Here is a 24,942-nt window from a genome sequence, read left to right on the forward strand (position 1 = left end):
GGCTCGCGATCGCGACCACACGACGGACGGGAGGTGGACCCATCCCGCCGGTACCGGCGCACCGCGCCAGCGGGGTGACGGCCGTGCCGGGAGGGACGGCGCACGACGCGCGCCGGGCCTCCCGTCCGTCTGCTGGTCACGTCCACGGCGTGACCAGCGTCGTCAGACGACCGCGCCCACGCGTTCGGTGAGCAGGTGCTCCTGGTCCGTCTGGATGCAGGCGACCCCGCGACCGTGCACCGGCTCGAGCCGGGGGTCGATCGTGCGGCACTGCTCCTGCCGCCCCTCGTCGAGGAGCTGGTACAGCGGGCAGCGCGTCCGGAACCGGCAGCCCTCGATGCGCTCGGTGGGGGAGGGCAGGTCGCCCTGCAGCAGGATCCGACCGCGCGCGGCCTCGGCCGACGGGTCGGGGACCGGCACCGCCGACAGCAGTGCACGCGTGTACGGGTGCTGCGGGTCCGAGAACACCGCGTCGCCGTCGCCGTACTCCACGATCCGTCCGAGGTACATGACCGCGACGTCGTCGGCGATGTGCCGGACCACGGACAGGTCGTGGGCGACGAACAGGTAGGACAGGCCCAGTCGGTGCTTCAGGTCCTCGAGCAGGTTGATGACGCCGGCCTGCACGGAGACGTCGAGCGCCGACACCGGCTCGTCGAGCACGAGGATCTTCGGCTCGACGATGAGCGCCCGCGCGATGCCGATGCGCTGCCGCTGGCCGCCGGAGAACTCGTGGGGGTAGCGGTCGATGTAGCTCGGCTCGAGGCCGACGAGTTCGAGCGACTCCCGCACCCGGCGGCGGATCTCGTCCTTCGGGACCCCGTGCACGGTGAGGGGTTCGCCGATCACCGAGCCGATGTCGAGCCGCGGGTCGATCGAGGCCATCGGGTCCTGGAAGACGACCTGGATGTCCTTGCGCAGCGCGAGCCGGTCGCGCTTCGACAGCGAGGCGGTGTCGACGCCGTTCACCCGGATGGTGCCGTGCTGGGCGCCGGCGAGCTCGAGGATCTCCATGATCGTCGTGGTCTTGCCGCAGCCGGACTCGCCCACCAGACCGAGCACCTGTCCGCGCTTGAGCGTCAGGGAGATGCCGTCGACGGCGTGCACCTCGCCGATCTGCCGACGGAACAGCGCGCCCTTGGTGAGCGGGAACGTCTTCACCACGTCGTCGAGTTCGAGCACCACGTCGTCGCCGTGGTCGACGACCGCCTCGGGGACGTCGTCGGGGCGGGGGAAGATCTCGGACCGGGCGAGGGTGCCGGCCGCGATCTCGTCACGACGGATGCAGGCCGCGGTGTGCTCGTCGTCGGGGAGGCCGTTCGTGATCGTCGGCGTCGCGCCGGTGAGCACGGGGTTGTCGGCGCTCGGCGGCACGGTGGGCGTGACGAGGGCGGGTTCGCCGTCGCGGCAGGCGTCGATGACGGCCGGGCAGCGGTCGGCGAAGGGGCAGCCGGTCGGCTTCTGGGTGAGCAGGGGCGGGCGGCCGTCCAGGGGCACCAGGCGTTCGGTCCGCGCGGCCGTCATGTTCGGCATCGATCGGAGCAGCCCGATCGTGTACGGCATCACCGGTTCGCGGAAGAGCGGCTCGACCGGTGCCGTCTCGACGATGCGACCGGCGTACATCACGGCGACGCGGTCGGCGTTGCCGGCGACGACGCCGAGGTCGTGCGTGATGAGGACGACGGCGGCGCCGGTCATGTCCTTCGCGGTCTGCAGCACGTCGAGGATCTGCGCCTGGATCGTGACGTCGAGGGCCGTGGTCGGCTCGTCGGCGATGATGAGCTTGGGGTCGTTCGCGATGGCGATCGCGATCATCGCGCGCTGCCGCATGCCGCCCGAGAACTCGTGCGGGAACGCGTCGAGCCGTCGGGCCGGGTTCGGGATGCCGACCACGCGCAGCAGTTCCTCGGCGCGGACGCGGGCCGCCTGCTGCGTCAGGGCGCGGTCGTGCAGGCGGAGACCCTCGATGATCTGCTGCCCGATGGTGTACACGGGCGTCAGGGCCGACAGCGGGTCCTGGAACACCATGGCGATGTCCCGTCCGCGCAGGCGAGACAGCTCGCGGTCGTTCTGGCCCAGCAGCTCCTGACCGTCGAACCGGATGCTCCCGGTGACCTGGGCCGACGACGGCAGCAGCCCCATCACGGCCATCGAGGACACCGACTTGCCGGAGCCGGACTCGCCGACGATGCCGAGGAACTCGCCGGGTGCCACCGAGTAGTCGACACCGCGGACGGCGTACACGGGCTTGGTCTTCGGGTTGAACGTGACCGAGAGGTCGGAGACGGTCAGCAGCGGCTCAGTCACGGTTGGCTCCGGAGGTGGGGTCGATGGCGTCGCGCAGGGCGTCGCCGAGGAGGCTCGTCGAGAGCACGGTCGCGACGAGGGTCGCGGCCGGCAGGACGAAGAGCCACGGGCGGGTGACGGCGGACTGGCTGCCCGCGGCGAGGAGCGTGCCGAGGGAGACGTCCGGCACCTGGATGCCGAAGCCGAAGAAGCTCAGCGAGCTCTCCGCCAGGATGGCGGCGCCGACGCCGAGCGTCGCGTCGATGATGAGCAGCGACGCCACGTTCGGCAGGATGTGCCGCCGGATGATCGTGAACGACGGGACCCCCATGAACCGGGCGGCCTTGACGTAGTCGCGCTCGCGCAGGGACATCGTCTGGCCGCGGATCACGCGGGCCATCACCATCCAGCTGAACACCGCGAGGCCGACGATGAGCGCGACCCAGGTCAGGTCCTTGAACACGGGGCTGAGGAGCACGAGCGCGTAGAACGACGGGATCACGAGCAGCAGGTCGATGACCCACACGAGCAGGCGGTCCGTGGTGCCGCCGAAGTAGCCCGCGATCGCACCGACGATCCCGGCGATGAGCGTGGCGGCCGGGCCGGCGATGAGCCCGATGAGCAGCGACTTCTGCAGCCCGACCAGGGTCTGCGCGTAGATGTCCTGGCCGATGTCGTTCGTGCCGAACCAGTGCGCGGCGCTCGGCGGCATGCCGAACGCCAGCCCGTCGGAGTCGACGGCGTTCCAGTGGTACAGCTGCGGGCCGACGAACGCCCAGAGGATGATGAGCAGCAGGGCGCCACCGCCGATGCGCGCACGCCAGGTGCGGAACACCTTGCGCCACAGGGGGGTGCGGCCGCCCTTCGCCTCGATGACGTGTGCGGGGACGCCGGCGTCGCCGTCACCGGGGTCACCGGCGGTGGTCGTGGTCGTGGGGTCGAGAACAGACACGGGTCACACCCTCACTCGCGGGTCGAGCGCGGCGTAGAGCAGGTCCGCGAGGGTCCCTGCGATGAGCACGAGGATCGCCGTGAAGAGGATCGTGCCCGATGCCGCGTTGATGTCGTTGTTGCTGATGCTCTGGACGAAGTACTCACCCATGCCGTGCCAGCTGAAGACCAGCTCGGTGATGCTCGCGCCGGTCAGGATCAACCCGAACGAGTACGCGAAGAACGTCGACATCGGGATGAGCGCGACCCGCACGCCGTGGCGCATGATCGCCGCACCGCGGGTCCGTCCCTTCGACCGCGCGGTGCGGATGAAGTCGTTCGACAGCACGTCGAGCATCGCCGAGCGCTGGTACCGCGAGTAGGTCGCGACGGCACCGATGGTCAGCGAGATCGTGGGTAACAACAGGTGCACGAGCCGGTCGCCGAGCACCGGGAAGAACCCGCTCACCCCCGGGGTGTACTCACCCGTGAAGCGGATCGCCTGCGTCCCGACGCCCTGGTTCAGCATCGTCGCGAGGATCATCAGGATCACCGCGATGACGAAGGTCGGGGTGGCGAGCACCGCGAACGACAGGTACGTCGACACCTGGTCCGAGGTGCGGTACTGCCGGACCGCGTTCCAGACACCGAGCAGCACACCGAGGACCGCGCCGAGCAACGTGCCGATGACGAGCAGCCGCAGGCTCGTGCCGGACCGGGCGATGATGTCGGCCGTCACCTCGGTGCCGCGGGTGCTCATGCCGAGCGAGCCGTGCGTCACCAGGCCCACCCACCAGTCCCAGGTGCGGACGAGGAGCGGGGTGTCCGGATCGGCACCGAGCTTGCGGAGCGACGCGTCGATCGTGCCCTGCGGAACGGCGGGGTTGCGACCGAGGAAGCGGGCGGCCGGGTTGAGCGTGCTGCTGGCGAGGATGTAGCCGAGCGTGGTCGCCACGATCGTCAGGACGACGTAGTTGACGATCCGCTTTGCGATGAAGGCGAGCATGTACTTCGTGACCTCTGGGGTACGGCCATCCGTCCGGACAGCGTTGTCGGTGGCGACAGGTTAGCCGCTCGCGGCGGCGGGGTGGGACGTGGGAAGTGACGTTATGCAACATTCGTTACGAGCGTGTTTCGATTCCCGACACGACCTCTTGTGCTGCCCCTGGATGTGGCTATGGTTCTCAACCAACAGACGCGACGGCGGGGGCCGTGCGCGGTCCAGCGCTCCGGCGCGAACCACAACGAAAGGGAATCCTCGTCATGCGAAAGAGGATCAAGGGCATCGCCGTCCTGGCCACTGCCGCGGCCGCAGCCGTCGTGCTGGCGGGCTGCTCCGGCGGCGGGCAGGCGGGCAACAGCAGCTCCGCGGTGGCCGAGTCGTCGCTGAAGTCGACCGGCTGGACCGTCGCAGACCGCGCCGACGTCACCGACGGCGGATCGATCACCCTGCCGATCGACACGGCTCCGGCCAATTGGCAGCTGCAGAACCTGGACTCGGGGACGGTCGACGACAACACGATCTCCGGCACCTACCTGCCGAGCTTCATCCAGTTCAAGGAGAACGGCGAGTGGGAGGCGAACAAGGACTTCGTCGACTCGATCGAGCTGACGAAGGACTCGCCCCAGACCGTCGAGATCAAGATCAACCCGAAGGCCGTGTGGTCGGACGGCACCCCGATCAGCGCGAAGGACGTCATCGCGAACTGGAAGGCGCTGAACGGCTCGAACAAGGACTTCGCGCCCCTCGCCACCAACGTGTGGGAGGACGTGGACTCGGTCGAGCAGGGTTCCGACGAGCGTGACGTCATCATGACGTTCTCGAAGACCAACGCCGACTGGGCGTCGGTCTTCACGGCGATCTACCCGTACTGGGCCGTCGACACCCCGGACCACTTCAACACGGCGTGGGCCAAGGGCCCGTACGCGGCCGACGGCAAGACGTACGTCTCCGGTGGTCCGTACATCCTCAAGTCCTTCGACGCCAACGGCGGCGTCGTGACCTTCGAGAAGAACCCGAAGTGGTGGGGCGACGAGGGCAAGCTCGACACGATCGTCTTCAAAACGGTGTCCCGTGACGGTGTCGCCCAGGCGTACGCCAACAAGGAGCTCGACGCCTTCAACCTGAACGGCAGCGCCGACAACTTCAAGACGGCGAACTCGCGGTCGGACTCGAAGATCGAGCGCTCGCTCGGCACCACCTGGCGTCACGTCACCCTGAACGGCACGTCCGAGGTCTTCAAGGACCAGGACGTCCGCCAGGCCTTCGCACAGGCCATCAACCGCAAGGTCCTCGCCCAGGCGATCCTGTCGCCGGTGAAGAGCCCCGGTGACGTCCTGAACAACCTGGTGTACCTGCCGGGCCAGGAGGGCTACACGGACGACGCGTCGAGCGTCTACGGCTACGACGTCGAGAAGGCGAAGGGCAAGCTCGAGGACGCCGGGTACGAGATCGGCTCGGACGGCTACGCCACCAAGGGCGGCAAGCCGCTCGAGGTCCGCTTCGTGATCCCGTCGGACAACCCGAACTCGGCGAACATCGCGCAGCTCGTCCAGCAGCAGACGAAGCAGGCCGGCTTCAAGGTGACGATCGACACCGTGCCCACCGACGACTTCTTCACGAAGTACATCACCACCGAGACGCGTGACTTCGACGCCACGTACTTCGCGTGGCAGGGCACGCCGTTCCCGATCTCGTCGCTCAAGTCGATCTTCTACCCCGCCGACGCCGGTCAGAACTACGCCGGTGTGACGGACGACTCCCTCGGCGAGGCCTGGGACACGGCCAACGGTGAGCTCGACGCCGACGCCCGCATCAAGGACGCGCAGGAGATCGACAAGAAGATCGTCGCCGTCGCCGGCACGATCCCGCTGTTCGCCGAGCCGTACGCCTGGGGTGTGCGCAAGGACCTGGTGAACTACGGCCCGGCGCAGTTCCAGCAGTCCTCGGTCAAGTGGCAGGACGTGGGCTACACGAAGTAGTCACGCGGTCGCACCGACCCGGAACGACACCCTCGACGTCGCACGACGTCGGGGGTGTCGTTCTGCGTCCGCACCCGCCCCTGCCCGGAGCGCCGGTCACAACCGCGCAGACGCCAACGACGCCGCGACGCCGAGCACGACCATCGCCAGGATCGTCCACCCGTGGGTGCGGTGCGTGATCGGTGCGGCGACGACGGTCGCCGGGGGCGGGCCCTCCTGCACGGCCGCGGCGGGCACGTGGGCGAGCACGCGCGCGGCCGCAGCCTCGACGTCGAGGTGATCCGGGCCTCCCGGCTGGTCACCGGAGCGCGCGGCGAGGCGCGCGGTCGGGCGGGTCGCGATCCAGACACGGCGGACGCCCTCGCTGGTGACCACCTCGATGCCGTACTTCGTGCGCACCTCGGTGATCCGGGACCACGTGTAGGTGCTCGTCCGGCGGACGTCCACGATGCGCAGGTGCTCCGGGGTCAGCTCGATGCGGGGCCGCCACAGCGCCGCCCACGCGACGAACGCGACCGTCAGGCTCGGGACGATCGCCAGCCAGGGGGACCCGCCGCCCACCAGGGCGAGCGGGACGAGCACGACGGCCACGACCCAGAGGACGAGGGCGAGACGGCGCAGGCCCGGGGCGAAGATGGTGGTGTGCACCGGACGAGGGTACGAGATGCCTCCCCGGAGACGCCCGGGGAGCGGGTGTGACACACCGGCGCGTACCCTCGGACGACCCGATTCTCCGGGAAGGCTGATCCGTGACGGATCGCTCGTGCCGACCATGGTCGTCGCCCCCACTTCGGGTGTCAACACCCCCGTCGCGGCTGTTCGGCGAACCCCCAGCCCGTGGGCTAGGAGACGAGCAGGTCGATCTGTTCGCGGATGGTCTCGGCCTTCGGGAACCGCAGTCCGACCAGGCCGATGTGCCGCCAGCGCAGCACGCCGTCCGGACCGATCACGAACACGGAGCGGCGCAGGCCGATGCCCGGCGCCTGCACGCCGTACGCACGGACGACCGAGCCGGCGGTGTCGCTCAGCAGGGGGAAGGCGAGCGACGCGTCGCGAGCGAACGCCTCGTGCGAGTCGAGGGCCTGCGGGCTGATGCCCCAGACGGTCGCCCCGAGGTCGGTGAACTCGTCGAGCTCGGCCTGGTAGCTGCAGAGCTGGGCCGTGCAGACCGCGGTGGCGTCGCCGGGGTAGAAGGCGAGGACGACGGGACGGCCGACCTGAGCGGACAGGTCGTACTCGTCGTCGGTGCGGACCCCGGCGCGCACGATCATCCCGGGCAGGGTGAACGACGGTGCGTGCTCGCCGACCGCGGGGATGCTCATGGGTCTCACGGTAGGGCGGGGGATCGGTGGTTGCCCATCGGCGCGCTGGACACGGCCTGTGGATCGACCACGGGTGCGCTGGGTGGCTACGCGAACAGCTGGGGGAACGCGTTCGCCACCCAGGGGTAGCCGACGAACACCGTGGCGTCGAGCAGGCAGTGCGCGATCACGAGGGGGAGCAGTCGTCCCCACCGCGTGTAGATCCACCCGAACACGATGCCCATGACGGCGTTCCCGACGAAGGCGCCGAAGCCCTGGTACAGGTGGTAGCTCCCGCGCAGCAGCGCCGTGGACACGATGACCTGCCACCGTCCCCAGCCGAGGTCGCCGAGCCGCGCGTACAGGTAGCCGACGACGATGACCTCTTCTTGCAGGCCGGACCGGACCGCCGAGAGCAGCAGCACCGGGATCGTCCACCACGCCGGCTCGAGCGCGGCCGGGTCGACGGCCACCGTGACGCCGAGGGCGCGGCCGGCGAAGTACAGGCCGAGCCCGGGGACCCCGATGGCGAGCGCGATGAGCGCGGCGCCGCCCAGGTCGGGCCGGACCCGGAACCGGTCGATGCCGAGCCGTCCGAGGTGCGGGCGGCTCGTGCTCCACAGCAGGAAGCAGACGAGCGCGACGGGCGCCAGGTCGACCGCGATGCCGAGCAGCTGCCGCGCCAGGTCGACGTACTCCACCGTCGTCGACGAGGTGTTCAACGCCGTGGACTGCTCGCCGAGCGGGGTCGGCTGCGCCAGGTCGTCGATGATCTGCAGGATCGAGTACAGGGCACTGGCACCGAGCGACAGGAGCAGGACGATCGTGATCTCGCTCCACGTTCGCCGTCGGCTCATGGGCTGTACTCCTGTCGGTTGCGAACTACCGGTAGACTGGCGTGTCGGGCGTTCCGCCCACGGGTGCGGTGCAGTCATGTCGCTGGCCCGACACTCTCCCAGAACCTGAAGGATGTCCTGTATGGCGCTCGCCACCCGGTCCGACCTGCGCAACGTCGCCATCGTGGCACACGTCGACCACGGCAAGACCACCCTCGTCGACGCGATGCTCACGCAGACCAACTCGTTCGACGCCCACTTCGAGGGCGAAGACCGCATGATGGACTCGAACGACCTCGAGCGCGAGAAGGGCATCACGATCCTCGCGAAGAACACGTCGGTGCTCTACAACGGCAAGCACGCGACGGAGTTCGGCTCGGACGGCCCGATCACGATCAACGTGATCGACACCCCGGGTCACGCCGACTTCGGTGGTGAGGTCGAGCGCGGCCTCTCCATGGTCGACGGTGTCGTCCTGCTCGTCGACGCGTCCGAGGGCCCGCTGCCCCAGACCCGCTTCGTGCTCCGCAAGGCGCTCGCCGCCAAGCTCCCGGTGATCCTGCTCGTCAACAAGACGGACCGCCCCGACTCCCGCATCGACGAGGTCGTCTCCGAGTCGCAGGACCTGCTGCTCGGCCTGGCCTCCGACCTGTCGGACGAGGTCGACGACCTGGACCTCGACGCGATCCTCGACGTCCCGGTGGTCTACGCATCGGGCCGTGCCGGTGCCGCGAGCCGCAACAAGCCGGCCGACGGCTCGCTGCCCGACAACGACGACCTCGAGCCGCTGTTCGAGGCGATCCTGCAGCACGTCCCGGCCCCGAAGTACGACGACGAGCACCCGCTGCAGGCGCACGTCACCAACCTCGACGCCTCGCCGTTCCTCGGCCGCCTCGCGCTGCTCCGCATCTTCCACGGCACCATGAAGAAGGGCCAGACGGTCGCCTGGGTCAAGCACGACGGCACCGTCGCGAACGCCCGCATCACCGAGCTCCTCATCACCAAGGCGCTCGAGCGCTACCCGGCCGAGTCCGCCGGCCCCGGTGACATCGTGGCCGTCGCCGGTTTCGACACCATCACCATCGGTGAGACCCTGAGCGACCCCGAGGACGTCCGTCCGCTGCCGACCATCACGGTCGACGACCCGGCGATCTCGATGACGATCGGCACGAACACCAGCCCGCTCGTCGGCAAGGTCAAGGGCCACAAGCTGACCGCCCGCATGGTCAAGGAGCGCCTGGACCGCGAGCTCATCGGCAACGTCTCGCTCAAGGTCCTGGACATCGGTCGTCCGGACGCGTGGGAGGTCCAGGGCCGTGGTGAGCTCGCGCTCGCCATCCTGGTCGAGCAGATGCGTCGCGAGGGCTTCGAGCTCACCGTCGGCAAGCCGCAGGTCGTCACCAAGCGCGACGAGAACGGCAAGCTGCAGGAGCCGTACGAGCACATGACGATCGACACGCCGGAGGAGCACCTCGGCGCGATCACGCAGCTCATGGCCGCGCGCAAGGGTCGCATGGAGAACATGACGAACCACGGCACCGGGTGGATCCGCATGGAGTTCATCGTGCCGTCGCGTGGCCTCATCGGCTTCCGCACGTCGTTCCTGACCGAGACCCGCGGCACCGGCATCGCCAACGCGATCTCGCACGGCTACGACGAGTGGGCCGGCCCGATCCAGACCCGCATCAACGGTTCGATCGTCTCCGACCGCTCCGGTGTGGTCACGCCGTTCGCCATCACGAACCTGCAGGAGCGGATGACGTTCTTCGTCAACCCCACCGAGGAGGTCTACGAGGGCATGGTCATCGGCGAGAACTCGCGCGCCGACGACATGGACGTCAACATCACCAAGGAGAAGAAGCTCACGAACATGCGTTCGGCGAACGCCGACTCCTTCGAGTCGATGACGCCGTCGCGCCAGCTCTCCCTCGAGGAGTGCCTGGAGTTCGCGCGCGAGGACGAGTGCGTCGAGGTCACCCCCGATGCCGTCCGCATCCGCAAGGTCGAGCTCGACGCGCAGGCCCGCCAGCGCGCCTACGCCCGCCTCAAGCGCCAGGACGCGTAGGCACCAGCACACGCGACACCCGCGGAGGCCCGTCCTCCGTCCGACGGCCCGGTCACCTGCAGCAGGTGGTCGGGCCGTCGGCGGTTGTACCGTGGTCTGCGTGACTCTCGACCTGCTCTCGATCTACCAGGACCTGCACGCCCACCCGGAGCTCGGCTTCCAGGAGCACCGCACCGCCGGTGTCATCGCTGCGAAGCTCGCCGAGATCGGTGGGATCGAGGTGACGACGGGCGTCGGTGGCACCGGCGTCGTCGGTGTCGTGTCGAACGGCGAGGGCCCCGTGGTCTGGCTCCGTGCCGACATGGACGGCCTGCCGGTGCAGGAGCGCACCGGTCTGTCGTACGCCAGCGAGCACACCGGCACCGACGACGAGGGCAAGGACGTGCCGACGATGCACGCCTGCGGGCACGACATCCACGTGACGTGGTTGCTCGGCACGCTGGAGCGCCTCGTCGCGACGACGGGGGACTGGCACGGCACGGTCGTCGCCGTCTTCCAGCCCGCCGAGGAGGTCATCTCCGGCGCGCGCGCCATGGTCGAGGACGGCCTGGTCGAGCGGTTCCCGAAGCCGGACGTCGTGCTCGGCCAGCACTCCGCACCGGCCCCGGTCGGCATCGTCGCCGTGGGCACCGGCCCCGTGATGGCGTCGAGCGACCGGTTGACCGTGACCTTCAACGGCCGTGGCGCGCACGGTTCCGCCCCGCAGGCGTCCCTCGACCCGATCGTCACCGCGGCGTCGGCCGTCGTGCGGCTGCAGACCGTCGTCGCACGCGAGGTCTCGCCGAGCGACGCCGGGGTCGTGACGGTGGGCAGCTTCCACGCCGGCACGCGCGCGAACATCATCCCGGACACCGCGGTCATCGAGATCTCGACCCGGGCCCGCAACGAGGAGACCCGGCAGCGCATCATCGCCTCGATCGAGCGCATCGTCCGTGCCGAGAGCACCGCCGGCGGGTTGGCGGAGCCGACGATCGTCCGCGCGCCGGGCGCCGAGGTCACCGTGAACGACGCCGACGCGGCCGCGACGGTGCTCGACGCCATCCGCGCCGACGTGCCGGGTGCCCGCGACCTGGAGATCGGGCTGGCCATGGCGTCGGAGGACGTCGGCCAGCTCGCCACCGCCGCCGGCGCCCCGCTCGTCTACTGGTTCACCGGCATCACCGACCCGGAGCGCTTCCGCCGCGGCGAGGAGATCCCGAGCAACCACTCGCCGTTCTACGCACCGCAGGCCGAGACGGCGATCCCGGTCGGCGTCGACGCGCTGGTCGCCGCGACGCGCGCCTACGTCGCCTGACAGGGGACCCACGCCGCCGGTTCCGTCGCGACGCGCCCGCGGCGCGGCGGCCGTGCCGGTGGGGAGGCTCGGGGCGGCCCCGCCCCGCACGTGACCGTCCCGGGGACGGGACGTTCACAGCCAACTCGCGCCGGGCCTCCCGGCTGGTCCGTTACGGTCGCGCCATGCGTTCCCTCCGTACCCCGCTGATCGCCGCCGTCGCTGCCGGCATCGCCCTGGCCGGACTCACCGGTTGCTCGTCCGAGGCCGTGCAGCAGGCCACCGACCTCGGGTCCTCCGTCGCCTCGGACGTGGCCGACGGCGTCGCCGGCATCGACGGCAAGGCGATCCAGGACGGCATGTCCTCGGTCGCGGGCGGCATCGACGGCGCGCTCGACACGGCGCTCGAGGGCGCGGACGTCACCTCGGACGGCGTGGTGCCGGAGGGCTTCCCGTCCGCTGCCGTCCCGCTCGTCGACGGCACCGTGCTCGGCGGGGGAGCGGGGCCGAACGGGTCCGGCTGGGTCGTGCAGGTCCGGGCCGGCTCCGTCGACGACTTCGCCACGGCCGCGCAGCAGCTGACGGACGCCGGGTACACCGAGTCGGCGAAGCGTGCGGACGGGTCGAGCGCGTTCGGCATGTTCCGGAGCGACGGGTACCGCGTGGTGCTGACGTTCTCGGAGAACCAGGACAGCGGCGGCGGCTCGGGCTCCGTGACGGCGACCTACATCGTCACGCCCCGCTAGTCCCGTACCCTGGAGACGATGTCGAAGGCCCCCGTCTCCCGCCCCGAGCGCGTCCTGTTCGTGCACGCCCACCCCGACGACGAGACGCTCGCGTCGGGCGGGACGATCGCCACCCTGCTCGAGCTCGGCGCCGAGGTGACGGTGCTCACCGCGACCCGTGGCGAGCGCGGTGAGATGCTCACCCCGCAGCTCGCCCCGCTGGCCGGCGACGGCGCCCGTGTCGCCCGGCACCGGGAGACCGAGATCGCGGCTGCACTCGCGGCCCTCGGCGGCCCGCAGCACCTGTGGCTCGGCGGGCGCGGGGCCCGACCGACCGACCTGCCCGAGCGGCGCTACGTCGACTCCGGCATGCAGTGGGGGCCGGACGGCCGCGCCACCGCGGCGGACGACGCCCCGGTCGACTCGCTCACCGCGGCCGACCTCGGCGAGGTCGTCGACGATGTCCGGGCCGCGATCCGTTCCACCGGCGCCGACGCCGTGGTGAGCTACGCCGACGACGGCGGCTACGGCCACCCCGACCACGTGCGGATGCACCACGCGGCCCGGTACGCCGCACGCGCCGAGGAGGTCGCGTTCTCGATGATCGTGGACCCGGACGGCGGCCAGGCGGACGTGACCGTCGACGTGCTGCCGGTCCGGGCGAAGGTGCGGGCCGCGATCGAGCAGTACCGCTCCCAGGTGGCCGTCGATCCCGCCGACCCGACCGACCCGAGCGCGCTGTCGTGGGTGATGCCGCACGGCGTCCGGCAGCAGGCGCCCGCGGTCGAGGCGTTCCGGCACGACGCCGAGGCGCAACTGCCCGCCCCGCAGACGTACGCCGACATGACCGGCCAGGGCAAGGTCGCCGCGGTGGTCGTGTCGCTGCTGCTCGGCCTGGTCGCCGGCGCGCTCGGCACGGTGACCCACCAGCAGACGCTCGGCTCGTTCCCGGTCGGGCTGGTGCTCACCACCCTGATCGTGCTCGGGCTGACCGTGGGCCTGAGGCTGGTGTACCGGTCGCGCGCGATGGTCGCGGCGGCGGGCATCGGGATCCTCGTCGCGACGCAGACGCTCGTGTCGGTGGGCGGTGCCGGTTCGCCGCTCGTCCTCGCCAACGCCGCGGGGTACGTCTGGACCTTCGCCCCCGCGGTGATCGCGGCCCTGGTGCTCGCCTGGCCGGACCTGTCGGGAGTGCGGTCCCGACCGACAGCGGGCCGCGGGTAGACTCGGACCCGCTCGTCGAAGGGAGCACCCGAACGTGACCTACGTGATCGCCCAGCCCTGTGTCGACGTCAAGGACCGCGCCTGCATCGACGAATGCCCCGTCGACTGCATCTACGAGGGCGACCGGTCGCTCTACATCCACCCCGACGAGTGCGTCGACTGCGGTGCGTGCGAGCCGGTGTGCCCCGTCGAGGCCATCTACTACGAGGACGACCTGCCCGACGAGTGGGCCGACTACTACAAGGCGAACGTCGAGTTCTTCCAGGAGGTCGGCTCGCCCGGCGGTGCCGCGAAGGTCGGTGTGATCCACAAGGACCACCCGGTCGTCATGGCCGAGCCCCCGCGCGCCTGAAGCCGGTCAGCACCGTGGCGCTCGACCTGCCGGACTTCCCCTGGGACCAGCTCGTCCCCTTCAAACAGCGCGCGGCGGCGCACGAGGGCGGCATCGTCGACCTGAGCGTCGGCTCGCCCGTCGACCCCACGCCCGAGGTCGTCCGCACCGCGCTGGCCGAGGCGACCGACGCGCACGCCTACCCGCAGGTCGCCGGCACCCCCGCCCTGCGCCAGGCCATCGCGGACTGGTACGGCCGCCGGCACGGCGTCGCGCTGACCGAGGCGAACACCCTGCCGACGATCGGCTCGAAGGAGTTCATCGCGGGGCTCGCGCTCTGGCTCGGCATCGGCCGCGGCGACACCGTGGTGTTCCCGGCGGCCGCGTACCCGACGTACGAGCTCGGTGCCGCCCTGGTCGGCGCGGATGCCCTGGCCTCCGACGACCCGGCCGCCTGGCCCGAGACCACGAAGCTCGTCTGGCTGAACTCCCCGGGCAACCCGGACGGCCGCGTGCTGTCGGTCGAGGAGCTCCGCATCGCCGTCGCCCGGGCGCGCGAGCTCGGCGCCGTCATCGTCGGCGACGAGTGCTACGCCGAACTCGGCTGGGACGACGCCTACGCCACCACGCCGACGCCGACCGTCCTCGACCCCCGGGTCGTCGGCGACTCGTTCGACGGGGTCCTCAGCGTGTACTCGCTGTCGAAGCAGTCGAACCTCGCGGGGTACCGGGCCGCGTTCGTCGCCGGTGACGCCGCGATCCTGGCCGACGTCCTGACGGTCCGGAAGCACGCGGGGCTGATGCCGCCGCTGCCCGTGCAGCAGGCGATGGTCGTCGCGCTCGAGGACGACTCCCACGTGCAGCAGCAGAAGGCGCGGTACCGGGCCCGGCGGAACATGCTCCGACGGGCACTCGAGGGTGCGGGCTTCCGGGTCGACCACAGTGAGGCCGGGCTGTACCTCTGGGCGACCCGCGGCGAACCCGCGCTCGACACCGTCGACTGGCTCGCCGACCGCGGGATCCTCGTCGCCCCGGGCACGTTCTACGGTGCAGCGGGGGCCGAGCACGTGCGCGTGGCGCTCACGGCGACCGACGAACGGATCGCGGCGGCCGCGCAGCGTCTGGCGAGTGGACGCCGCGTGAACGGCGTCTGACGGACCGGCACCGCGCCTCCAGGCAGGCTCCGGCGGCGCGCGCAATCCGCGGTTCCCACGAATCCGTGACCACGGATGTGTGCACGAGCGACATGGGCCGCGATTAGGCTGTCCTCGTGACTGACACTGCCAACGACGCTCAGAAGACGGCCACACCGCCCACCACGCCCGTCCCCGTGAGCCCCGCTGCCGAGCAGCAGGGCGAGACCGCGACGCTGACGTTCCCCGGTGGCAGTGCAGAGTTCCCGATCCTGCCGAGCGTCGACGGGGCGTCCGCGATCGACATCTCGACGTTCAAGAAGCAGACCGGGATGAACACGCTCGACTACGGCTTCGTGAACACCGGGGCGACGAAGAGCGCCATCACCTACATCGACGGCGACCAGGGGATCCTGCGGTACCGCGGGTACCCGATCGATCAGATCGCCGCGAACTGCACCTTCCTCGAGGTCGCCTGGCTCCTGATCTACGGCGAGCTGCCGACGCCGACGGAGCTCGAGCAGTTCGACGCGCGCATCCGGCGGCACACCCTGCTGCACGAGGACCTCCGTCGTCTGTTCGACGCCCTGCCGCACTCCGCGCACCCGATGTCCGTCCTGTCGAGCGCCGTGAGCGCACTGTCGACGTACTACGAGGACGACATGGACGTCGACGACCCGGAGAAGGTCGAGCTGCAGACCGTCCGGCTGCTCGCCAAGCTGCCGGTCATCGCCGCGTACGCGCACAAGAAGGCCATCGGCCAGGCGTTCCTGTACCCGGACAACTCGCTGTCGTTCGTCGACAACTTCCTGCGCCTGAACTTCGGCACCATGGCCGAGACCTACCAGCCGAACCCGGTGCTCTCGAAGGCCCTCGAGCGGCTGCTCATCCTGCACGAGGACCACGAGCAGAACGCGTCGACGTCGACCGTCCGCATGGTCGGGTCGACGAAGGCGAACATGTTCGCGTCGATCTCGGCCGGCATCAACGCCCTGTACGGCCCGCTGCACGGCGGCGCGAACGAGGCCGTGCTCGAGATGCTGCAGCAGATCAAGGACTCCGGCGAGCCCGTGTCGCGCTTCGTCGAGCGGGTGAAGAACAAGGAGCAGGGCGTCAAGCTCATGGGCTTCGGCCACCGGGTCTACAAGAACTACGACCCGCGCGCCAAGCTCGTCAAGGAGTCCGCGCACGAGGTCCTGGACTCCCTGGGCGTGCAGGACGACCTGCTCGACATCGCGATGGAGCTGGAGCAGATCGCGCTCGAGGACGAGTACTTCGTCAGCCGCAAGCTCTACCCGAACGTCGACTTCTACACGGGCATCATCTACAAGGCGATGGGCTTCCCGCCGCGCATGTTCACGGTGCTGTTCGCGATCGGTCGCCTGCCCGGCTGGATCGCCCAGTGGCGCGAGCTGAACAACGACCCGCTCAACAAGATCGGTCGCCCGCAGCAGCTGTACGTGGGTGCGCCCGAGCGCGACGTCCCCGCGCGCTGACGCTCGGCGGCGTCGCGCTTGGTGCCGGCGGGGAGGCGCGGCGGGACGCGCCGCTCACCTCCGCCGAGTGGTCGCGGACGGTCGACCGGCGGGTGCCGGAGCGACGGTTCGTGCGCCCTCGGCGCACGCGGACGACGTGTCGTGACCGCTCGCGGGGGCGGGCTCTGGACGCGGCGGCCTGGAGGCCCGGCGGCGGTCTCGTGGACCGGCACCGGGCCTCCCGTGCGTGCGTCGATCGGCGCGGCGCGGCGGGACGCGCCGCTCACCTCCGCCGAGTGGTCGGGAACGGTCGACCGGCGGGTGCCGCGGCGACGGTTCGTGCGCCCTCGGCGCACGCGGACGACGTGTCGTGACCGCTCGCGGGGCAGGGCGACGCGCTACGCGTGCAGCGCCGTGTTGAGCTGGATGCCCTCGCCCGCGCGCTGCAGGGCCTCGACCGCGCCGCTCACGCTGTTGCGGCGGAACAGGACGTTCGGGGTGCCGGAGAGCTCGGCGGCCTTGACGGTCCTCGGGGTGCCGTCGGGGTTCGGTGCGGCGCCGACCAGGACGACCTTCGTGCCGGCGGTGACGTAGAGCCCGGCCTCGATGACGGAGTCGTCACCGAGCGAGATGCCGAGGCCCGCGTTCGCCCCGAGGAGCGCGCGCTCCCCGAGGGAGACGCGGTGGGTGCCGCCGCCGGACAGCGTGCCCATGATCGAGGCACCCCCGCCGATGTCGGTGCCGTGCCCGACGACGACGCCCTGCGAGACGCGGCCCTCGATCATGGCGTCGCCGAGGGTGCCGGCGTTGAAGTTCACGAAGCCCTCGTGCATGACCGTCGTGCCCGGCGCGAGGTGTGCGCCGAGGCGGACCCGGTTCGCGTCGCCGATGCGGACGCGGTCCGGCACGACGTAGTCGACCAGTCGGGGGAACTTGTCGATCGCGTGCACGGCGATGCCGGCGCGCTGCAGCTGGGGGCGCAGGCGCGTCAGGGCGTCGGGGTGCACGGGGCCGGCGTTCGTCCACGCGACGATCGGCAGGTGGGCGAAGACGCCGTCCAGGCTGATCGTGTTCGGCCGCACGTGCAGGTGGCTCAGCAGGTGCAGGCGCAGGTAGGCGTCCGGCGTGCTCGCCGGGGCGGCGTCGATCGCGATCTCGGTGGTGACCGCCTCGATCCGGACCTCACGGCGGGGGTCGTCACCGACGTGCGCCTGCAGCTCAGCGGGGAACACGGCGTCGACCGGCAGCGGTCCGAGGTGCGTCTCCGGGTACCAGGTGTCGAGCACCGTGCCGTCGGCGGCGATCGTCGCGAGGCCGTGGCCCCAGGCGTGGGTCGGGCGGTCGGTTGCAGTCGAGTCGGTCACGGCACCAGGCTACCGAGGCGCACGGTCCGAGCACCGTCCGGTCGGACGGGCCGTGGACCACCGTGGCTCGACGGGCGGGGGCCGTCGAGGGGCGGCCGGTAGGCTGCCCGCATGCCGGAGCAGCTCGACCTCACCGCCTCGTCCATCGACATCACCCGTGCCATCTGCGACATCGAATCGGTGTCCGGCAACGAACAGGCCCTCGCCGACGCGATCGAGGCCGTGCTCGCGCCGCTGCCGCACCTCGAGGTGATCCGCGACGGCGACGCGATCGTCGCCCGCACGAACCTGGGCCGCGACCGCCGGGTGGTGATCGCCGGGCACATCGACACCGTGCCGCTCAACGACAACCTGCCCACCGAGTTCCGCACCGCCGAGGACGGCACCGAGATCCTCTGGGGCCGCGGCACCGTCGACATGAAGGCCGGCTGCGCGGTGCAGCTCAAGCTCGCGTACGACCTCGCCGAGCCGAGCGTCGACGTCACGTGGGTCTGGTACGACCACGAGGAGGTCAGCGACGCCCTGAACGGGCTCGGCCGCCTGGCCCGCACGCGGCCCGAGCTGCTCGCCGCCGACTTCGCGATCCTGGGGGAGCCCTCCGGCGCCCAGATCGAGGGTGGCTGCAACGGCAACCTGCGCGCCGAGGTCCGCACGTTCGGCAAGCGCTCGCACAGCGCCCGCAGCTGGATCGGCGACAACGCGATCCACAAGACGGCCCCGATCCTCGCCACCCTGGCCGCGTACGAGCCCCGGACCGTCACGGTGGACGGGCTCGAGTACCGCGAGGGTCTGAACGCGGTCGGCATCAGCGGCGGCATCGCGGGCAACATCATCCCCAACGAGGCGATGGTGCACGTGAACTACCGGTTCGCCCCGTCGCGGTCGGCCGACGAGGCCGTCGCCCACATCCGCGAGCTGTTCGACGGGTACGACGTGATGATCGTCGACCTGGCCGCCGGTGCCCGTCCCGGTCTCGACGCCCCGCTCGCGCAGGACTTCGTCGCAGCCGTCGGCGGCCCGGCTCCCCGCCCGAAGTACGGCTGGACCGACGTCGCCCGCTTCTCGGCACTCGGCGTCCCCGCGGTGAACTACGGCCCCGGCGAACCGGTGTTCGCCCACCACGACGACGAGCAGGTCCCGGTCGAGCAGATCACCGCGGTCGAGGCCGGCCTCCGTCGGTGGCTGACGGCCTGACGACGGCGGGGGGCACGCGGAGCACCCCTGCTCGGAACCGCTGGCGCGCCCGCTACCGCGTGGTGCCGTGGTGGGTGCGGATCACCGTCGTCTACGTGCTCGCCCGGGTCCTCACGGGCCTGATGCTGCTGGCCTTCGCGCGGGTGCAGGCGGCGAACTCGTTCACCGTGCAGCGCCCCGGGTACCTGTCGTTCGCCTCGATCTGGGACGGCGCCTGGTACCGCGTCATCGCGACGAGCGGGTACCCGTCGACCCTGCCGATCGACCCGGCGGGGCACGTCACCGAGAACGCCTGGGCCTTCATGCCCGCCTACCCGTTCACCGTGCGCGGGCTCATGCTGCTCACGGGCGCGTCCTTCGAGCTGGTGGCCGTGTCGGTCTCACTGCTCGCGGGCTGGGGTGCAGCGCTCGTGTTCCGGAGGCTGATGGGCCGGTTCCTCGACCCGGCACGCGCGACGTTCGCCACGGTGCTGTTCTGCGTCGCGCCGGTGTCCGCGATGTTCCAGGTGGCCTACGCCGAGTCGATGGGGCTGCTCCTGCTGCTCGTCGCGCTCCTGCTCATGGTCGACCGACGGTGGTGGGCGATGCTGCCGGTGGTGCTCCTGCTCGGGATGACCCGTCCGACCGGGCTCGCCTTCGCGTTCCTCGTGGTGCTCTTCGTCGGCGCCTGGGCGATCCGGCCGGCCTGGGTGCGCTCGACCGAGCCGCTCACCCTGCGCCGGCTCGTCCCGCCAGCGGTGGTGGCCGTGGTGTCCGGGCTGGTCGGCCTGGCCTGGCCGGCGATCGCCTGGGCCGTCACCGGGGTGGTGACCGCCTACACCGACACCGAGCTCGCCTGGCGGTCGTCGTACATCGGCTGGAAGGAGCTCGTGCCCTTCACACCGTGGGTGCAGGGGTTCGGGTGGTGGTTCGGGCAGCCGGGCGGGACCGTCCTGCTCGTGATCGTGCTCGCGGGCTTCGGCGCGTTCGTGTGCATGCCCGCGGCGCGACGGATCGGGATCGAGCTCCGGCTCTGGGGCGTCGCGTACCTGGTGTACCTGCTCGCGGTGTTCTTCCCGCAGTCGAGCACCTGGCGCATCCTCGTGCCGATCGCACCGCTGCTCGGCATCGTCGCCCTGCCGCGGTCGTGGGTCTACCGCGTGGCCGTCGTCGTCGCGTTCGTCGGACTGCAGTGGGTCTGGCTGTCGTCGACGTGGTGGGTGGACGGCTACGACTGGACCCCGCCGTGATGCCCGTCGCCGGGCCGATCCGACACCCCCAACCTGGGCGGTTTCGCAGTTGCCCCCTCCGTACTGGATAATGGGGCTGCATTTACTGCACGAAAGGGGACATCTGATGGCAGCCATGAAGCCGAGGACCGGTGACGGGCCGATGGAGGCTGTTAAGGAGGGTCGACTCATCATCGTGCGGGTTCCGCTCGAAGGTGGAGGCCGCCTGGTCGTCTCGGTCAACGATGCCGAGGCCAAGGAACTCCACGACGCACTCGCCGAGGTCGTCTCGGCCTAGTACGTCGAAGCACCAGAACGGGAGGCCCGGAGCGTGTACGCTCCGGGCCTCCCGTCTGTGCGCGGGCGGACGAGCGGTGTCGGTCGGCTCCGGCAGGATGGGGCCGTGCCGAGGACGAGACTGCCGATCCGCCGCGTCGAGGAGTACGCGCCCGATCCGATGCCCCGTGACGCCTGGCCCGCGACCCTCGCGCCCGTGCGGCAGCTGCTCGACGACGGGATCGACCTCGCCCCGGTGACGGTGCTGGTCGGCGAGAACGGTGTCGGCAAGTCGACCCTGGTCGAAGCGCTGGCGCTGGCGTTCGGCATGGGCCCCGAGGGCGGCTCGACGAAGTCCGGACACAGCACCCGCCCCAGCGAGTCCCCGCTCTGGGAGCACATCGCGCTGCACCGTGAGCCCGGCGCCGTCCGGTCCGGCTTCTTCCTGCGGGCCGAGACGATGCACGGGGTGTTCACCTACCTCGAGGAACACCCGGGTGGCGCCGAGCCGCTGCTCCACGAGCGCAGCCACGGGGAGTCGTTCCTGGACTTCGTGATCCACCGGTCGCAGTGGCCCGGGCTCTGGATCCTCGACGAGCCGGAGTCGGCGCTGTCGTTCTCCGGTTGCCTGGCGCTCCTCGGGCTCCTGCAGGCCATCGTCGACACGGGCGTCGGCCAGGTCGTGCTCTCGACGCACTCGCCCGTGCTCGCGGCGTTCCCCGGCGCCGAGATCCACGAGGTCGGCGAGTGGGGGCTGCGACGCACCGCGTGGAGCGACCTCGACCTGGTGCGGAACCAGCGCGCGTTCCTCGAGTCGCCGGAGCGGTACCTCCGGCACCTCCGCTGACCCGCGTCGAGCGCTAGTCGGTGACCTTCGTCAGCTGCAGCAGGCCGTCACCGGCCGGCGACAGCGCGCTGCGCACCGCGCCCGACGTCGAGACCTCGGTGAGCAGCAGTCGGAAGTCCGACGTCGCCCGGTCGCGCTTGACCGGGTCCGCCACACGTCCGCGCCACAGGGCGTGCGGCACCAGGACCGTGCCGCCCAGACGGGCCAGTCGGAGGCCGTGCTCGACGTACTCGATCACGTGCTCGGGATCGGCGTCCACGAGCACGACGTCGTACGACGCCTCGTTCATCCGCGGCAGCACCTGGTTCGCCCGGCCGGGGATGAGTCGGACCCGTGCGGGGGCGGTGCCGGCGCTGATGAAGGCGTCGCGGGCGGACTGCTGGTGGTCGACCTCGATGTCGATCGTCGTCAGGGTGGCATCGGGGGCCCCGCCGAGCAGGTACAGCCCGGAGACGCCCAGACCGGTGCCGATCTCGATGATGCTCGTGGCACGGGACGCGGCGGCGATGACGCCGATCTGCGCGCCGACGGCAGGGGAGACGGCTTCGACCCCGAGTTCCAGGGAGTGCTCACGAGCCCGGGCGATCGCCTCGGTCTCCGAGACGATGTCCTCGGCGAACTTCCAGTTCGACTCTTTCTCTGACACGCACACTCCGTTCGGGAGACAACTCTAGGGGTGCATGCCCTCCGCACGGGTTAGGCTCGCTTGCGTGGACATCCCGCTCGACAAGATCCTGATCATCGGGATCATCGGCGTCCTCTTGCTCGGGCCGCAGCGTCTGCCCACGTACGCCCAGAAGCTGGCCGAGTTCGTCAAGGCGGTCCGTCGGTTCGCCGACACGGCGAAGGACCGCATGCGCGAGGAGATGGGTCCCGAGTTCGACGACATCGAGTGGCAGAAGCTCGATCCGCGTCAGTACGATCCGCGTCGCATCATCCGTGACGCGCTCCTGGACTCCGGCACGAGCGCCGCTGCCGTGCAGACGGCACAGGTCACGGCGTCCAAGGTGCGGGCGACCGCGCCGGTCGTGCCCCTCGCCGCCGGCGAGGCCGCGCCCTTCGACTCCGAGGCGACCTGACGTCCGTCACGTGACCGCGGGACGGACGGGAGGCCCGGTGCCAGCTGGCACCGGGCCTCCCGTCCGTCCGGCGCGGGCCTACCGCAGCGCCGCCAGGAACCGGTCGGTCCACGCGAGCGGCGTCGACCCCGTCACGGAGTTGCACGTCGGCGACGCCGTGCTCTGCGGTGCCGGGCACGGGGTGTCGCGGTCGAGGGACCAGGTGTGGACGCCGGCGAGGCCGTGCGACTTCGCGTAGGCGGCCACGGTGTCGACGTCGGCGAGGGTGAAGACCTCGTCCTGGGTGTCGTTCACACCGATCATCGGCGTGACCTCGATCTTCGAGGACACGATCCCGTAGGTGTGCTGCAGGTTCGTCACCGCCTGGATCGTGGACTGCCCCATCTGGCAGGTCGACCCGGAGAGCACGCAGTTCGCGGCGCTCGCCCGGCCGAAGTCCATCGTCATGAGGTTGATCGTGTAGTTCGTCAGGGTCGACGCCTTGATCGCCTTGACGGTGGCGTCACCGGTGCTGTTCAGCCCGCCGAACGAGCCGTCCGAGGCGGCCAGGGTGGCGAGGGTGAACGAGAAGCGCAGGCCCGGGTACTTCGCCTGGGCGAGTGCTGCGGCGCTCACCAGGTTCTGCACGTCCGCTGCGGACTGCCCGCTTTCGATGTCGAAGTCGACACCGATCATGTGCGGGGAGGCGTAGCGGGCGATGAAGGACTGCAGCGCCGTGCCGGAGCACTTGAAGGAGCCGGCTGCGCCACCGGTGCTGATGATGTAGTCCACGCCGGCGGCATCGAGCTTCGCGATGTTCGCGCTGGCGAACGCGTCGGCGGCCACCCCGCCCCAGTTCTCGCTGCCGCAGGTGCCGGTGGCGAAGGCGAGGGTGATGGCCTCGAGACCGGGCTCCCGCGTCGAGACCAGGCTGTTGCTCGAGCCGACGACCGGGATACGGGTGCCGGTGACCGCCGTGTTCATCACGTTCGTGTTCCAGTCGAGGTTCACGGTGATGTCCTTGTACGGGCTGAAGACCAGCCCGCTCGCGGTCCCCGTGCTGCCGTTGCCGGGGGTCGTCGTGCCGCCGCCCGGAGGTGTCGTCCCACCGCCCGTGCCGCCGCCGGTGCACGCGCCGGTCGACGTCCACGGCTGCCCGCTCCCGGTGGCACCGGAGTGGGTCGCGGGGTCGTCGCCCTGGGTCCACCAGTTCGCCCGGTAGTTCGAGCCGTTCTCGCTCACGGTCGCGCCGCCGTTGTAGGCGGTGCCGGCGTTCCAGGCGGACGCGCACGCGGGGGTCGCGGCCACCGCCGGGGCGGCGGCGATCGTGCCGCCCACGACGGCCGCGATGACGGCGGCCACGAGGCCCGTCCGCACTCGGGTGTTCCTGTTCACACGGTTCTCCTGTCCTCGGCCGGACGTCGTCGTCCGGCGGGTGGAGCTCTTGCGCCTGATTCCGCAAGAGCCTTGTGGAATGCCCTTGCATCATGCGCCGCGGTGGAACGACCTGTCCATGAACGAACGCACAGCATCGCGTTCCGGGGCTCTCCCAGCCGAGGGAGTGCCCGGAAGCGCGGTCAGTCCCGCGTCGCGACGATCGTGTAGGTGGTCGGCACCCGGTCGCGGTCCGGCTCGGGCCACGCCCACGATCCGTCGCCGGTCTCCTGCATGCGCGGGCTGAACCGCCACGGCAGGGTCCGTCCCTCGTCGAGTCGCCGGAGCCGCAGCCCGGCTCCGAGCAGGGCGTTCACGATCTCGGAGAGCGGGTGCGGCCACTCGAACGTCCGGGTGTTCGCCACCGTGCCCTCGCCGACGTAGGTGCCGTCGCCGACCCACTGCTGTGCCGTGCCGTCCGGGAAGTACCGGTATCGGGTGACGAGCTCGTCGGCGTCCTCGTCCAGGCCGTACATCGCCGGGTGACCGTCGCGGATGAAGAACACCCCGCCGGGGCGCAGCAGGCCGGCGACCTGCGCAGCCCAGCGGTCCAGGTCCGGCAGCCAGCAGATCGTGCCGATGCTCGTGTAGACGACGTCGAAGTCGCCGGTGACCGCGGCCCGGGCATCGAGGACGTCCGTCTCGACCCAGGTGACGTCGAGCCCGAGGCGCGCCGCGAGCCCGGCGGCCGACGCGAGTGCGGCGGGGGAGAAGTCGACGCCCGTCAGGCGAGCGCCCTCCCGCGCCAGGGACACCGTGTCGGTGCCGATGTGGCACTGCAGGTGACAGACGTCGAGCCCGGCGAGGGACGCGCCGGGCAGCCAGGTCGTGAGCGCCGGCAGGTCCTCGCGCACGACGTCCGAGCGGTGGTCGGGGTCGGACAGTGCGTCGACGGCGTACGCACCCTCGTGGATCGGGACGCGGTCGTCCCAGTTCGCGCGGTTGGTGTCGCGGGCCTGGTCCCAGTCGACGTCGACGTGATCCGTGCTCATGACCCCGA

General features: G+C 70.9%; 23 protein-coding genes. 13 read left to right on the forward strand and 10 right to left on the reverse strand.

Going from position 1 to position 24,942, the window contains the following annotated elements:
• Positions 1 to 162: 162 nt before the first annotated feature.
• The 3 genes from LEL83_RS01160 to LEL83_RS01170 are packed head-to-tail and all read right to left on the reverse strand — an operon-like array spanning position 163 to position 4,222.
• On the reverse strand, positions 163 to 2,307 hold the full coding sequence (locus LEL83_RS01160; protein WP_225557435.1) for a dipeptide ABC transporter ATP-binding protein: 2,145 nt from the start codon (positions 2,305 to 2,307) through the stop codon (positions 163 to 165).
• On the reverse strand, positions 2,300 to 3,238 hold the full coding sequence (locus LEL83_RS01165) for an ABC transporter permease (RefSeq protein WP_225557436.1): 939 nt from the start codon (positions 3,236 to 3,238) through the stop codon (positions 2,300 to 2,302). Before LEL83_RS01165 ends, LEL83_RS01160 begins: the two co-directional genes overlap by 8 nt.
• Positions 3,239 to 3,241: 3 nt before the next feature.
• On the reverse strand, positions 3,242 to 4,222 hold the full coding sequence (locus LEL83_RS01170) for an ABC transporter permease (protein WP_198657904.1): 981 nt from the start codon (positions 4,220 to 4,222) through the stop codon (positions 3,242 to 3,244).
• 257 nt (positions 4,223 to 4,479) lie between these two features.
• Here LEL83_RS01170 and LEL83_RS01175 point away from each other — a divergent pair, with 257 nt between their 5' ends.
• Positions 4,480 to 6,198 carry an ABC transporter family substrate-binding protein gene (locus tag LEL83_RS01175; RefSeq protein WP_225557437.1) on the forward strand — a complete coding sequence of 573 codons (1,719 nt, stop codon included), beginning with the start codon at positions 4,480 to 4,482 and terminating at the stop codon, positions 6,196 to 6,198.
• Positions 6,199 to 6,294: 96 nt separating this feature from the next.
• Here LEL83_RS01175 and LEL83_RS01180 read toward each other — a convergent pair whose 3' ends face one another.
• The 3 genes from LEL83_RS01180 to LEL83_RS01190 form a co-directional block, all read right to left on the reverse strand.
• Positions 6,295 to 6,846: a PH domain-containing protein gene (locus LEL83_RS01180; protein ID WP_225557438.1), complete on the reverse strand. Its 552-nt coding sequence runs from the start codon at positions 6,844 to 6,846 to the stop codon at positions 6,295 to 6,297.
• A 194-nt stretch (positions 6,847 to 7,040) separates the two neighbouring features.
• Complete coding sequence (locus LEL83_RS01185) at positions 7,041 to 7,520, reverse strand: peroxiredoxin (RefSeq protein ID WP_225557439.1); 480 nt, start codon at positions 7,518 to 7,520, stop codon at positions 7,041 to 7,043.
• An 86-nt stretch (positions 7,521 to 7,606) separates the two neighbouring features.
• A complete protein-coding gene (locus tag LEL83_RS01190; RefSeq protein WP_225557440.1) occupies positions 7,607 to 8,356 on the reverse strand; it encodes a CPBP family intramembrane glutamic endopeptidase in 750 nt (249 codons plus the stop codon).
• Between the two features lie 121 nt (positions 8,357 to 8,477).
• On the opposite strand from LEL83_RS01190, the gene typA reads away from it, so the two are divergent.
• The 7 genes from typA to LEL83_RS01225 all read left to right on the forward strand — a co-directional run bounded on the left by typA (position 8,478) and on the right by LEL83_RS01225 (position 16,582).
• Complete coding sequence (typA, locus tag LEL83_RS01195) at positions 8,478 to 10,400, forward strand: translational GTPase TypA (RefSeq protein WP_225557441.1); 1,923 nt, start codon at positions 8,478 to 8,480, stop codon at positions 10,398 to 10,400.
• A gap of 100 nt (positions 10,401 to 10,500) precedes the next feature.
• Positions 10,501 to 11,694 (forward strand): amidohydrolase, encoded by a 1,194-nt coding sequence (locus tag LEL83_RS01200; protein ID WP_225557442.1) that lies wholly within the window; start codon positions 10,501 to 10,503, stop codon positions 11,692 to 11,694.
• 164 nt (positions 11,695 to 11,858) lie between these two features.
• Complete coding sequence (locus LEL83_RS01205; protein ID WP_225557443.1) at positions 11,859 to 12,419, forward strand: hypothetical protein; 561 nt, start codon at positions 11,859 to 11,861, stop codon at positions 12,417 to 12,419.
• A gap of 18 nt (positions 12,420 to 12,437) precedes the next feature.
• Entirely contained in the window at positions 12,438 to 13,622 is a 1,185-nt protein-coding gene (locus LEL83_RS01210; protein ID WP_225557444.1) for a PIG-L family deacetylase, read from the forward strand.
• Positions 13,623 to 13,656: 34 nt separating this feature from the next.
• Complete coding sequence (fdxA, locus tag LEL83_RS01215; RefSeq protein ID WP_225557445.1) at positions 13,657 to 13,974, forward strand: ferredoxin; 318 nt, start codon at positions 13,657 to 13,659, stop codon at positions 13,972 to 13,974.
• Between the two features lie 14 nt (positions 13,975 to 13,988).
• On the forward strand, positions 13,989 to 15,107 hold the full coding sequence (gene dapC, locus LEL83_RS01220; protein WP_225557446.1) for a succinyldiaminopimelate transaminase: 1,119 nt from the start codon (positions 13,989 to 13,991) through the stop codon (positions 15,105 to 15,107).
• Positions 15,108 to 15,283: 176 nt separating this feature from the next.
• Entirely contained in the window at positions 15,284 to 16,582 is a 1,299-nt protein-coding gene (locus LEL83_RS01225) for a citrate synthase (protein ID WP_198658609.1), read from the forward strand.
• Between the two features lie 377 nt (positions 16,583 to 16,959).
• Here the strand turns inward: LEL83_RS01225 and dapD are convergent, their stop codons facing one another.
• A complete protein-coding gene (gene dapD, locus LEL83_RS01230; protein WP_225557447.1) occupies positions 16,960 to 17,925 on the reverse strand; it encodes a 2,3,4,5-tetrahydropyridine-2,6-dicarboxylate N-succinyltransferase in 966 nt (321 codons plus the stop codon).
• Between the two features lie 111 nt (positions 17,926 to 18,036).
• Between dapD and dapE the strand changes: the two genes are divergently transcribed.
• The 4 genes from dapE (at position 18,037) to LEL83_RS01250 (ending at position 21,450) form a co-directional block, all read left to right on the forward strand.
• Entirely contained in the window at positions 18,037 to 19,119 is a 1,083-nt protein-coding gene (gene dapE / locus LEL83_RS01235) for a succinyl-diaminopimelate desuccinylase (RefSeq protein ID WP_225557448.1), read from the forward strand.
• The gene (locus tag LEL83_RS01240) at positions 19,104 to 20,348 is read left to right on the forward strand and encodes a putative hexosyltransferase (RefSeq protein ID WP_225557449.1); all 1,245 of its coding nucleotides are present in this window, start codon (positions 19,104 to 19,106) and stop codon (positions 20,346 to 20,348) included. The genes dapE and LEL83_RS01240 overlap by 16 nt, the downstream gene beginning before the upstream one ends.
• A gap of 106 nt (positions 20,349 to 20,454) precedes the next feature.
• Entirely contained in the window at positions 20,455 to 20,625 is a 171-nt protein-coding gene (locus LEL83_RS01245) for a DUF3117 domain-containing protein (protein WP_017887054.1), read from the forward strand.
• 105 nt (positions 20,626 to 20,730) lie between these two features.
• Entirely contained in the window at positions 20,731 to 21,450 is a 720-nt protein-coding gene (locus tag LEL83_RS01250) for an AAA family ATPase (RefSeq protein WP_225557450.1), read from the forward strand.
• Positions 21,451 to 21,463: 13 nt separating this feature from the next.
• Here LEL83_RS01250 and LEL83_RS01255 read toward each other — a convergent pair whose 3' ends face one another.
• Positions 21,464 to 22,096 (reverse strand): O-methyltransferase, encoded by a 633-nt coding sequence (locus LEL83_RS01255; RefSeq protein ID WP_198657918.1) that lies wholly within the window; start codon positions 22,094 to 22,096, stop codon positions 21,464 to 21,466.
• 34 nt (positions 22,097 to 22,130) lie between these two features.
• Between LEL83_RS01255 and LEL83_RS01260 the strand changes: the two genes are divergently transcribed.
• The gene (locus tag LEL83_RS01260) at positions 22,131 to 22,529 is read left to right on the forward strand and encodes a twin-arginine translocase TatA/TatE family subunit (RefSeq protein ID WP_198657919.1); all 399 of its coding nucleotides are present in this window, start codon (positions 22,131 to 22,133) and stop codon (positions 22,527 to 22,529) included.
• 78 nt (positions 22,530 to 22,607) lie between these two features.
• On the opposite strand, the gene LEL83_RS01265 is transcribed toward LEL83_RS01260, so the two are convergent.
• Positions 22,608 to 23,903 carry a carbohydrate-binding protein gene (locus tag LEL83_RS01265; RefSeq protein WP_225557451.1) on the reverse strand — a complete coding sequence of 432 codons (1,296 nt, stop codon included), beginning with the start codon at positions 23,901 to 23,903 and terminating at the stop codon, positions 22,608 to 22,610.
• Between the two features lie 182 nt (positions 23,904 to 24,085).
• The gene (locus LEL83_RS01270; RefSeq protein WP_225557452.1) at positions 24,086 to 24,934 is read right to left on the reverse strand and encodes a class I SAM-dependent methyltransferase; all 849 of its coding nucleotides are present in this window, start codon (positions 24,932 to 24,934) and stop codon (positions 24,086 to 24,088) included.
• Positions 24,935 to 24,942 lie beyond the last annotated feature (8 nt).

This window comes from Curtobacterium oceanosedimentum (assembly GCF_020297365.1).
Classification (GTDB): Bacteria; Actinomycetota; Actinomycetes; order Actinomycetales; family Microbacteriaceae; genus Curtobacterium.